This window comes from Kosakonia oryzendophytica (assembly GCF_027886705.1).
Taxonomy (GTDB): domain Bacteria; phylum Pseudomonadota; class Gammaproteobacteria; order Enterobacterales; family Enterobacteriaceae; genus Kosakonia; species Kosakonia oryzendophytica.
The window spans coordinates 3091394-3103494 of record NZ_CP115659.1; the positions used below are offsets into that span (position 1 = coordinate 3091394).

The 12101-nt window shown below is 53.7% G+C and carries 11 protein-coding genes; 3 read left to right on the plus strand and 8 right to left on the minus strand.

Annotated features, from left to right (window positions below; genetic code table 11):
• Positions 1-20 precede the first annotated feature (20 nt).
• On the plus strand, positions 21-3467 hold the full coding sequence (gene mfd, locus O9K67_RS14975) for a transcription-repair coupling factor (RefSeq protein ID WP_061494890.1): 3447 nt from the start codon (positions 21-23) through the stop codon (positions 3465-3467).
• 159 nt (positions 3468-3626) lie between these two features.
• Positions 3627-4592, plus strand: a complete 966-nt coding sequence (gene ldtC / locus O9K67_RS14980; RefSeq protein ID WP_061494889.1) for a L,D-transpeptidase LdtC — start codon at positions 3627-3629, stop codon at positions 4590-4592.
• Positions 4593-4670: 78 nt separating this feature from the next.
• Here ldtC and bhsA read toward each other — a convergent pair whose 3' ends face one another.
• The gene (bhsA, locus tag O9K67_RS14985) at positions 4671-4928 is read right to left on the minus strand and encodes a multiple stress resistance protein BhsA (protein WP_061494887.1); all 258 of its coding nucleotides are present in this window, start codon (positions 4926-4928) and stop codon (positions 4671-4673) included.
• A gap of 243 nt (positions 4929-5171) precedes the next feature.
• On the opposite strand from bhsA, the gene O9K67_RS14990 reads away from it, so the two are divergent.
• Entirely contained in the window at positions 5172-5807 is a 636-nt protein-coding gene (locus tag O9K67_RS14990) for a TetR/AcrR family transcriptional regulator (protein WP_061494885.1), read from the plus strand.
• 529 nt (positions 5808-6336) lie between these two features.
• Here O9K67_RS14990 and O9K67_RS14995 read toward each other — a convergent pair.
• From O9K67_RS14995 to O9K67_RS15025, 7 genes are all read right to left on the minus strand, one after another.
• Positions 6337-6876, minus strand: coding sequence for a glycine zipper 2TM domain-containing protein (locus O9K67_RS14995; protein WP_061494884.1), 540 nt, complete (start codon positions 6874-6876; stop codon positions 6337-6339).
• A 194-nt stretch (positions 6877-7070) separates the two neighbouring features.
• On the minus strand, positions 7071-8375 hold the full coding sequence (locus O9K67_RS15000; protein WP_061494882.1) for an NAD(P)/FAD-dependent oxidoreductase: 1305 nt from the start codon (positions 8373-8375) through the stop codon (positions 7071-7073).
• A gap of 268 nt (positions 8376-8643) precedes the next feature.
• Entirely contained in the window at positions 8644-9186 is a 543-nt protein-coding gene (gene ycfP, locus O9K67_RS15005; RefSeq protein ID WP_061494880.1) for an alpha/beta hydrolase YcfP, read from the minus strand.
• A gap of 36 nt (positions 9187-9222) precedes the next feature.
• Complete coding sequence (gene nagZ, locus O9K67_RS15010) at positions 9223-10248, minus strand: beta-N-acetylhexosaminidase (protein WP_061499971.1); 1026 nt, start codon at positions 10246-10248, stop codon at positions 9223-9225.
• Between the two features lie 11 nt (positions 10249-10259).
• Positions 10260-11075, minus strand: coding sequence for a thiamine kinase (gene thiK, locus O9K67_RS15015; RefSeq protein ID WP_061494878.1), 816 nt, complete (start codon positions 11073-11075; stop codon positions 10260-10262).
• Entirely contained in the window at positions 11056-11715 is a 660-nt protein-coding gene (gene lpoB, locus O9K67_RS15020; protein WP_061494876.1) for a penicillin-binding protein activator LpoB, read from the minus strand. The genes thiK and lpoB overlap by 20 nt, the downstream gene beginning before the upstream one ends.
• Positions 11716-11725: 10 nt before the next feature.
• Complete coding sequence (locus tag O9K67_RS15025) at positions 11726-12100, minus strand: YcfL family protein (RefSeq protein ID WP_061494874.1); 375 nt, start codon at positions 12098-12100, stop codon at positions 11726-11728.
• Position 12101 lies beyond the last annotated feature (1 nt).

Sequence of the window (12101 nt, forward strand, 5' to 3'; positions counted from 1 at the left end):
AAGGAACACCGACACCGTCTATGCCTGAACAATACCGTTATTCTCTGCCGACAAAAGCAGGCGATCAGCGCCAGTTTGGCGAACTCACCGGTGCAGCCTGCGCCACTGAAGTGGCGGAAATCATTGAACGCCATGCGGGTCCGGTCGTGTTAATCGCACCCGATATGCAAAACGCGCTGCGTTTGCAAGATGAAATTGGGCAATTTACCGACAACCTGGTGATGAACCTCGCTGACTGGGAAACACTGCCGTACGACAGTTTCTCACCGCACCAGGAGATTATCTCTTCGCGCCTGTCGACCCTGTATCAACTGCCCGCGATGCAGCGCGGCGTGCTGATTGTCCCGGTCAATACGTTAATGCAGCGCGTTTGCCCACATAGTTACCTGCATGGCCACGCGCTGATGATGCAAAAAGGCCAGCGTTTGTCGCGCGACCAGTTGCGCACTCAGCTTGAAAGCGCGGGTTACCGCCACGTCGATCAGGTAATGGAACACGGTGAATATGCCACCCGCGGCGCCTTGTTGGATCTCTTCCCGATGGGCAGCGAGCAACCGTTCCGCCTCGACTTTTTCGATGATGAAATCGACAGCTTGCGTCTTTTCGACACCGATACACAACGTACGCTGGAAGAAGTGGAAGCCATTAACTTACTGCCCGCGCATGAATTCCCGACAGACAAAACCGCGATTGAGCTGTTCCGCAGCCAGTGGCGCGATAAGTTTGACGTCAAACGCGATGCTGAGCACATCTATCAGCAGGTCAGTAAAGGCACCCTGCCCGCAGGGATAGAATACTGGCAGCCCTTGTTTTTCAGTGAGCCATTACAACCGCTGTTCAGCTACTTCCCGGCTAACACACTGCTGGTGAACACCGGTTCGCTGGAAGCCAGCGCCGAGCGTTTTCAGCAAGAGACGCAAGCACGCTTCGAGAGCCGCGGTGTCGACCCGATGCGCCCGCTCCTGCCGCCGGACGCCCTGTGGTTGCGCGTCGATGCGTTATTCAGCGAACTGAATAAGTGGCCACGTATCCAGCTCAAAAGCGAAAAACTGGCGGAGAAAGCCGCGCACGTCAACCTCGGTTACCAGACGTTGCCGGATCTCTCTGTGCAGGCTCAGCAAAAATCGCCGTTGGATAACCTGCGCAAATTCCTTGAGTCCTTTAGTGGCCCGGTGGTGTTCTCGGTGGAAAGTGAAGGCCGCCGTGAAGCATTAATTGAGCTGCTGGCGCGTATTAAGGTTGCGCCTAAACGGATCCTGCGCCTTGACGAGGCAACCAGCACTGGTTGCTGGCTGATGATTGGCGCGGCCGAACACGGCTTTATCGATACGCTGCGCAACCGGGCGCTGATTTGCGAAAGCGATCTGCTGGGCGAACGCGTTGCCCGTCGCCGTCAGGACACGCGCCGCACCATTAATCCGGACACGCTGATCCGCAACCTTGCCGAGCTACACGATGGCCAGCCAGTGGTGCATCTGGAGCATGGCGTCGGGCGTTATGCCGGTATGACCACGCTGGAGACGGGCGGCATCAAGAATGAGTATCTGATGCTGACCTACGCCAACGACGCCAAACTGTATGTTCCGGTATCGTCACTGCATCTGATCAGCCGTTACGCCGGCGGTGCCGAAGAGAACGCGCCGCTGCATAAACTGGGCAGCGACGCCTGGACGCGGGCACGGCAAAAAGCGGCGGAAAAAGTGCGGGACGTCGCCGCAGAGCTGCTGGATATCTACGCCCAGCGCGCAGCTAAAGCGGGGTTTGCCTTTAAGCACGATCGCGAACAGTATCAGCTGTTCTGCGATGGCTTCCCGTTTGAAACCACACCGGATCAGGCGCAAGCCATCAACGCTGTGCTCAGCGATATGTGTCAGCCGCTGGCGATGGATCGTCTGGTGTGCGGCGATGTGGGCTTCGGTAAAACCGAAGTGGCAATGCGCGCAGCATTTCTGGCGGTGGAAAACAATAAGCAAGTGGCCGTGCTGGTGCCAACCACCCTGCTTGCACAGCAGCATTTTGATAATTTCCGCGACCGTTTCGCTAACTGGCCAGTGCGCATTGAGATGCTTTCCCGTTTCCGCAGTGCCAAAGAGCAGGCACAGGTTCTGGAACAGGCCGCAGAAGGCAAAATAGATATCCTGATAGGCACGCATAAACTGCTGCAAAGCGACGTCAAACTGAAAGATCTCGGTTTGTTGATCGTGGATGAGGAGCACCGCTTTGGCGTGCGTCATAAAGAGCGCATTAAAGCGATGCGCGCCGACGTCGACATCCTGACCCTGACGGCAACGCCTATTCCGCGTACGCTCAATATGGCAATGAGCGGGATGCGCGATCTGTCGATCATCGCCACCCCACCGGCACGTCGACTGGCGGTTAAAACCTTTGTGCGCGAGTATGACAGTCTGGTGGTGCGTGAGGCGATCCTGCGCGAAGTGCTGCGTGGTGGCCAGGTTTACTACCTCTATAACGACGTGGAAAACATCCAGAAAGCCGCAGACCGGCTGGCACAACTTGTGCCAGAAGCGCGCATTGCAATCGGCCACGGGCAGATGCGTGAACGCGAACTGGAACGGGTGATGAATGATTTCCACCATCAACGTTTCAACGTACTGGTGTGCACCACCATTATTGAAACCGGGATCGATATTCCGACCGCCAACACCATCATTATTGAACGGGCTGACCACTTCGGGCTGGCGCAGCTGCATCAGCTACGTGGTCGTGTGGGGCGTTCGCATCATCAGGCCTATGCCTGGTTGTTAACACCGCATCCGAAAGCGATGACCCCTGATGCGCTGAAACGCCTGGAAGCTATCGCTTCGCTGGAAGATTTGGGCGCCGGATTTGCGCTGGCGACTCACGATCTGGAGATCCGCGGCGCCGGTGAACTGCTGGGCGAAGATCAGAGCGGTCAGATGGAAACCATCGGTTTCTCACTCTATATGGAGTTACTGGAAAACGCCGTTGATGCGTTAAAAGCGGGACGCGAACCCTCACTGGAAGATCTCACCAGCCAGCAAACAGAGGTGGAATTGCGCATGCCTTCGCTGTTGCCGGATGACTTTATTCCGGACGTGAACACACGTTTGTCATTCTATAAACGCATCGCCAGTGCAAAAGACGAGAATGCGCTGGAAGAGATCAAAGTTGAGCTGATTGACCGCTTTGGCCTGTTGCCGGATGCCGCGCGCACGTTGCTGGACATCGCTTTGCTGCGCCAGCAGGCGCAGAAGCTCGGCATCCGTAAGCTGGAGGGTAACGAAAAAGGTGGGGTGATTGAGTTTAATGAAAAAAATCACGTCAACCCGGCGTGGCTGATTGGTTTGTTGCAGAAGCAGCCGCAACATTTCCGCCTCGACGGCCCTACACGGCTGAAATTCATACAGGATCTTGGCGAACGCAAAACCCGCATGGACTGGGTGCGTAGCTTTATGCAGCAGTTAGCGGAAAACGCCCTTGCCTGACTCACATTACGCAACCGGGCCATCAGGCCCGGTTTGTGTTTAAAGCGCAACATTTACAAATTTTTTGCAATGCGCCAGGACTTCCCGACATGCGGGCACACCATAATCCCATTAGTTTGCCACATAAAAATAACCTTATGATTTACATGGATTATGGTCATGATCAAAAATTCGCGCTTTGCTCATTGGATAACGCTCTTCGCTGTTGCCGCGACGGTCGCCCTTTCTCTGCCCGCACGGGCAAATAGCTGGCCGTTGCCCCCCGCAGGAAGTCGCGTCGTTGGCGAGAACCGTTTCCACGTGGTGCTTAACGATGGCGGTTCGCTGGAAGCCATCGCTAAGCAGTACAATGTCGGTTTTCTGGCGCTGCTGCAGGCCAATCCTGGCGTGGATCCCTATGTACCGCGCGCGGGCAGCGTACTGACGATCCCGTTGCAAACCCTGCTGCCGGACGCCCCACGTAAAGGCATTGTGATTAACCTGGCCGAACTGCGTCTGTATTACTATCCGGCCGGTAAAAATGAAGTCATTGTCTACCCGATCGGTATTGGCCAACTGGGCGGCGATACGCTAACCCCCACCATGGTCACAACCGTCTCTGATAAACGCGCTAACCCCACCTGGACGCCAACCGCCAATATTCGGGCACGCTATAAAGCCCAAGGCATCGATCTTCCTGCCGTTGTTCCAGCCGGGCCGGATAACCCGATGGGCCATCACGCTATTCGTCTGGCGGCCTTCGGCGGGGTTTATCTGCTGCATGGCACCAATGCCGATTTCGGCATCGGAATGCGGGTCAGCTCCGGTTGCATCCGCTTGCGCGATGGCGACATCTCCGCCCTCTACGCGGCAGTCTCGCCGGGAACACCCGTGAATATTATTAATACCCCGATTAAAGTCTCGGTTGAGCCTGACGGCAGACGGCTGGTGGAAGTCCATCAACCGTTATCAAAATCCATCGATGACGATCCGAAAACGCTACCGATTGTACTGAATGCGGCGATGCAGGCATTCCAGGACGACGCACGCAGCGATGCGCAAGTAATGATCCACGCGATGGAAATTCGCTCTGGCATGCCTGTTGATGTTAGCCGCCATGCCGACCCGTCGGTACAAATGCTGTAACCTACCCTGATACGCGAAAAGGCCCTGCTTATGCAGGGCCTTTTTTTGGCAGTGGCAAAGGTCTGTGAGGGTAAGACCTTATTTGTAGAGAACCGCAGTACCATGCAGTTTATCGGAACCGGTCACAGAGGTGATGCGGTAGGATTTCGCCCCCATCTGCTCTGCTTTCTGGGCCAGTTTATCTTCAACAGAAGAGAGGTTTGTGCTGGCAGTGACGCCAACAGTGGCAACTTCCTGCTGACCCGCAGGGGCGGATTGGACTTCAACCGCAGCCATGCTGGCAAAAGAGAGTGAGCTGAGTACTGCGGCGGCAAAAAGCGCTTTTACGTTTGTCATGATTGTTTACCTGTATGCAGATGATAGATGTCGTCAACGAATATGTTAACGATCGATAGGTAAATGTTAGTTGTGATCTATGTCACACGTCAACACATTTTTGTAATGATCGTTAGTTAAAATATTAATTTCTTAAAATTCATAAGCATAGTATTTATTAATTTGTGCTGTTTTGCTGCTGGTCAGGCTGACATATTGTTTTTATAATGTCTGTTCAACAAACCAACACAGGTAAGCGGCACTATGTCGACTGAGATCACCAGTTGCAGCAAAAAAAGCCGTGGCCGACCGAAAGTGTTCGACAGGGAAGCGGCGCTCGACAAAGCCATGACGCTGTTCTGGCAGCATGGCTACGAAGCCACATCATTATCCGACCTCGTAGAAGCAACCGGGGCGAAAGCACCGACGCTTTATGCCGAGTTCACCAATAAAGAAGGGTTGTTCCGCGCGGTGCTGGATCGGTATATCGCGCGTTTCGCCACGCAACACGAAGCATCGTTGCACTGCGAGGAAAAACCTATTGAGCAGGCACTACTGGACTATTTCACCGCCGTGGCGAAATGTTTCACCAGTACGGATACGCCAGCCGGCTGTTTTATGATCAATACTTCCGCGACGTTAGCGGCCTCTTCACAGGCAATTGCGAAGACCATCAAGTCGCGCCACGCACAGCAGGAAGAAACGCTACTCAAGTTCCTGATACAGCGCCAGCAGCGAGGAGAGATCCCCGCAGGCGCAGATCCGCAGGCGCTGGCGCAGTTTCTCGGTTGTATATTGCAAGGCATGTCAATTAGCGCGCGCGAAGGTGCAAGTTGTGAGAAATTGCTGCAAATCACCAAAACTACGCTGCGATTGTGGCCCGATCTGATCAAACCCTGAGTTGTTCACACCCGGCGGCGAGTGGCTTGCCGGGTGACTCTACCAATAGCTAATACCTATCTTAACAATAGGTAGAAACTTTCAGCGTTTTTCCCCGCTTTGCTAAGATTAATTGTGATTATTGCTGTGCTAATGATTAGTACGAGTGATGTATAAATTATAAGTGTCATGAAGACGCGCTAAGCTATGACTTTCCCTTACTCTCGCTCTACCTGTTGTACTGAATTATACCGTTGATATAGGGCATTTCACTGTACTTAACACATGCATAAGGAAAATGAACATGATTTTGCTATTACCATTCATTAAAGTGTTAATAGTAATAACATTGTTATGTGGTCTGTGGGTGGTGTGTGGTGGTTCGGTACTGTTTGCGTTTATTTCTGTTTTAATCACCGGCCTGCTGGTAATTCGCCAACACGACTTTATTTGATGGTTAAAAAGCCTTGCATCGCTGCAAGGCTTTTTACATGAAAAAAGGCTCCTCAGCCTGAGCAATTGAGGAGCCAACATGCAGAGTACTTCTGTTTTACGCTTTGTTATTCAAAATAAGCTGACCATTGTTATCCAGCGGAATTTGCGTTCCCGGATCTTTATCCATGCGAATTTTTCCTTGCTGGTCGCCAATCTTGTACGTCACGTCGTAACCGATCATTTTCTCGGATTTGTCATAGACGGTTTTACAGCGTTGCTGGGTCGTGGTGTAGGTGTCCCTTTCCTGCATCCCGCCCTGGATTTGGTTACCGGCGTAGCCGCCACCCAGCGCGCCGACGACGGTAGCAACATCTCTGCCCCGGCCGCCGCCAAACTGGTGACCCAACACCCCACCAGCCACTGCGCCCAGAACAGAACCGGTAATGCGGTTCTCATCCTGTACTGGCCGGCGGTGTGTCATGGTGACGTTGCGACACTCCTCACGGGGCGTTTTAATGCTCTCTTTGATTGGCGTGGCGGAAACCACCTGCGCATACTGGGGACCACGGTCAAATACATTCAGACTGGCAACCGCGGCAACGCCCAGTGCAGCGGCCACGCCAATCCCGATACCCGCTAACATTGATTTATTCACAGGATTATCTCCCTCGTTTGCTATTAGCAACAATTTTGCAACTTCGGCAATCGTTAAGCCAATCGGAAAGAGAGGAAAAAATGGGATATATAGGGGAGAAATCAGGATATTCAGAGTTGTCTGAACGCTATAGCGGCCGCAGGCAGACGGAAATACTGCTCCCTGCGCGAGTAGCCAGGGAGCAGGAAGGTGTATTAGTGCAGTTTCAACCGTGGGCGAATCACCCGATTAATACTGCCTACCAACATCATCAGGCCTGTTTTGAAATAACCGTGCAGTGCAATCTGGTGCATACGATACAAGGAAATATATACGAAGCGGGCAATACGGCCTTCAATCATCATTGAACCGCGCATCAGGTTCCCCATCAGGCTACCCACGGTCGAGAAGTTCGACAGCGAAACCAGTGAGCCGTGATCCTTATACACATAAGATTTCAGCGGCTTGCCTTTGATCTGCGCCAGAATGTTATGCAGGGCGAGGCTGGCCATCTGGTGCGCCGCCTGTGCGCGCGGCGGAACAAAACCACCTTCAGGACGGGCGCAGGAGGCGCAGTCGCCGATGGCATAAATGTCCGCATCACGCGTGGTTTGCAGCGTTGGTTCAACCACTAATTGATTGATACGGTTGGTCTCCAGACCACCAATCTCTTTCATAAAGTCAGGCGCTTTGATGCCCGCCGCCCACACCATCAGATCGGCGTTAATGTATTCGCCATCTTTGGTATGCAAACCGCCTTCATCAGCGCTGGTGACCATGGTCTGCGTCAGTACACGCACGCCCATTTTGGTCAGCTCGCTATGTGCAGCCCCGGAAATACGCGGCGGCAACGCAGGCAAAATGCGCTCTCCCGCTTCAACCAGCGTCACGTTCAGCGCTTCATTGGACAGACCTTTGTAACCGTAGCTGTGCAGCTGTTTTACTGCGTTATGCAGTTCCGCAGAGAGTTCAACCCCTGTCGCACCGCCGCCAACAATCGCAATATTCACTTTGCCATTGGCGCCAAGGTTAGCGGAGTATTTCAGGAACAGGTTCAGCATCTCCTGGTGGAAACGACGCGCCTGATGCGGGTTATCAAGGAAAATGCAGTGTTCTTTTACACCCGGCGTATTGAAATCATTGGAGGTGCTGCCCAGTGCCATGATCAGCGTGTCATAGGCCAGTTTTCGCTCCGGCACCAGCAACTCGCCTTTTTCATCACGCAGCTCAGCAAGCGTCAGGGTTTTACTCTCACGGTTAATGTCCACCACGGAACCCAGTTGGAACTGGAAATGATGGTTACGTGCGTGCGCCAGATAGCTCAGCGCATCAACGCCTTCATCGAGTGAACCTGTTGCGACTTCATGCAGCAACGGTTTCCATAAATGGCTGTGGTTACGATCCACCAGCGTAATTTTGGCTTTTTTACCGCGGCCGAGTTTTTTCCCCAACTGCGTTGCCAGCTCCAGACCGCCAGCACCACCACCCACAATTACAATCTTTTTCAATGGTGTAGTCAAAGTGACCCCCTAAAATATTAACCAATTGTTAACTAAAAGTTATACAAATAGCTTTTAGTTAACAAAGGGTTACACGCTTGCAACTCAACATTGACGATGAGAATACCACGTAAGGTTCAATGGTCATACCAAAATTGATATGCATCAAGTTTTGATGCCTAAAAGATGAACAAGTGTAGTTGCATTACCAGGAATACGGGTATCGTTTGCCGGACGCGGAAGGGAAGAAGCGCATAATACCGGCAGGCGATAACCTGCCGGTGGAAGATCAACCGAGGGTTTTAAACGCTTTGATGCGCTGAAGGTGTGGAGAGATGTTCTTGAATTTGTGAGATTGTTCTTCATCCCAGACAATCTCGTAGTAGTGGTGCAGCTCATCCGACGTGCGCTGGTTGTCCAGCGCCTCATCGTTACGCGACAAAATCACCAGGCAGCGATCACGATTTTTTTCACGGAAATTAGACACACACTTCGTGGCAATGTCCCGATACTCTTCCGGGCGATCGATTTTTCCCTCCATGTTCTCATAGGGGAACAGATTAGGGTTGAGGATCACCTGACGAATATCACACAGAAAGCCAATGCGCTCCGCCCAGTATCCACCCAGCCCTACGCCGCAAATCAGCGGACGCTCATCGACATTCAACTGCAACATCTTATCCACTTCTTTCAACAAGTGTTGCATATCGTGTTTCGGGTGCCGCGTGCTGTAGCTAATCAGACGCACATCCGGATCGATAAACTGTAGCTGCAACACCTTTTCATGGTTGCCGGGACTGTTTGAGTCAAAACCGTGTAAATAGATAATCATGGTATCCTCACCACTTCGACATCGCGTCCGCAGGTGTTAATGAGCCGCTTTCTGCTCCTGCCAGCGCTCGTGTAACCGCTCCAGCTCCTGACTGACAGCTTTCCAGCGCGCCGTGCTCATCAACTCCTGACGAGAATATGAACCTTTATGATACAATTGTGTAACACGCTCTGCATTGATCGGCGACAGGTTATCTAACACACTCACTGCGCCTTTACGATTATTGCAGACCAGGATCATATCGCAACCGGCGTCCAGCGACGCCTGCCCACGCTCTGCATAACTGCCCATAATCGCAGCGCCTTCCATCGACAAATCGTCAGAGAAAATCACGCCGTCAAACCCCAATTCAGCACGCAATACGGTTTTCAGCCAGTAGGGCGAACCGCTGGCCGGGCGTGGATCGATATCCGTATAAATCACATGCGCAGGCATGATGGCATCAAGTTTGTTTTGCTCAATAAGCTGGCGGAATACCGACATATCTTTGGCGCGGATCTCCGCTTGCGGGCGCGGATCACGCGGGGTCTCTTTATGAGAATCTGCCGTCACGGCACCATGCCCGGGGAAGTGTTTGCCGGTAGTTTTCATACCTGCACTGTGCATACCGTCGATAAACTGCGTTGCCATCGCCAGCGCCTTTACCGGATCGTCGTGGTAAGAACGCTCACCAATTGCCGCACTGATATGCCCAACATCCAGCACCGGGGCGAAACTGATGTCGATATCCATCGCAATCATTTCGCTGGCCATCAACCAGCCCGCATCCTGCGCCAGACGGCCGCCCTCTTCCAACCCATGCACTGCGGCAAAAGACTGGGCGGCAGGCAGCCGGGTAAAGCCTTCGCGGAAACGCTGTACGCGACCGCCTTCCTGGTCGACGGCCACCACAAGACGATGGCGCGACGCGCTACGGATCTGGCGCACCAATTCACGTAATTGCGCCGGATCGTGATAATTGCGGGTAAAGAGGATCAAGCCACCTACCAGCGGATGCGCCAGAATTTCGCGCTCTTCCGCATCCAGTTCATACCCTTCCACATCCAACATGACCGGCCCCACACTCACCTCTCTTATCCTTCAGTCTGTAGCTGACGCCATACTTCATTCGCCAGCGTAATAAATTGTTGTTCACCCGTTTGCTGCCAACGGCACTCATACCAGCCGGCCATCAGCATCAAAACCCAGGGTCGCCAGCGTCTTACCTGTCGCCATAACTGAGCCGGTGCGATAGACGAACACCGTGCGTAGTCCTCCACCAGCGCTCGCCGCTGTGCGTCGTTGTCCATCCACACGGCGGCCAGTTCGAGAGCGATATCACCGTCTCCCGCATACTCCCAGTCGATCAGCCTTACGCTATGCGGGCCATGCACCAGATTGCCCACGTGTACATCCATATGTAACGGTGCCAACCGCAGCGGCACCGGTTCGCCTTGTTGACGGAGCCGTTTTAATCGCCGCAGCCAAAACGGGGTTCGCCGGTCTGGCGCGCAACGTTGCCAGTATCCTTCGAGCAGCGGAAGCAGCGTGATCCGCCAGCCAAAACAGGCCTGACGGTGCAAATCATAGAGCAATGCCGCCAGTTCGTTGCTCGGGGGCAACACCGTTTTTGTTTCACCGGGCAGATAATCAATCGCCATCCACTCGCCAGTGCAGAGATGGGCGCGTGGCGCAATCGTCGGCGGTAAATGTTTAAACACCCGGTATTGTCGCCGGAAAGGTGAAGATGCGCTCTGATGACGCTGGCGCAACACCCGCGTGTGCAGGCCATCGCTGATAAGACAACTCCCGCCGCTAAGTCCGGTATTCTGACTGGCGACGGGAGCATATTGCGGAAAATAGCGTGACAGGATGTCGTCACGCGTTGGTTTATTGTTGCTGAACCGCACCTTTACCCGACCAGATAATCTCGCCGGTCTGCACCAGCATCAATTGCATTTGCAGACCCGGTGCATTGGCATTTCCGGTCGCGTTGGAATACAGCACATATTGCGCGCCGACATTGCGGGCAATGCCAATCGCTTTGCTGCGCGTCCCCAGACTGTCCTGCGGTGAAAGCCCCAGTTGTTGCTTCGCCACTGCCAGTTGTTGTGCGGTAATCAATGTAAATTTGCCGTTATTAGCCAGCGCATTACGCACCGCCTCGGTGGCTTCACCAGTATTGATGGCGCCATTAGTGCGGTTATTTACGCTATCCACGAGCAGCACGCTTCCCGCTGTTGCACCGCTCGCAGGCAGCATTTTGCCCACCATCGGTTGCACCGCGCCATTCCAGTCATAGTGACGTTCACGCGGCGTTGGCTGCGCAGTCTGATCCTGATGCTCAATCGGGCCTGGCTGCTGCTGCGGCAGTGTCGGGACAGAAGGCACCGTCGGTACCGGTTGTTGCGGTTGCGGCTGCGTGGGTTGCTGCTCCCCTCCCCCGGCCTGATCGACAGGTGCGGGTTGTTGCTCACCGCGAATGATACAACCCGACAACAACATGGCGAAAGTTGTCAGTAGTGCGTAGCGTCCAAGTGTTTTAATCAAGAGTCACCCCTTACAGGTAGAGATAAAGTCTGACATTACGCGCCCCCAAATAGTTGGCGCTCCCGTAGAGCGTCACACCGGAATTCGCCGGAATGGTCACGCTACGCGGGGCTTCCAGGGGATGCATTTCCAGACCTCTGGCGTCATACCAGTAAAAACGATAATGCACAGTAACGGGTTGTTGCCTCTCATTAAATAACCGTGAAGACGCGGAGGGCTGGAGTTCTTCAGTACTTAACGTTGGCGGCTGCGCGGTAATGCCCGCCGCCAGTATACTGGACTCCATCACCAGCGTTTGATTGTTGGCAACCGGGATCGCCGGGCGCGAACTGCACCCCGCCAGCGTCAACGCCGCCAGTAATAAGGCAACACGCCCTGTGGTCATG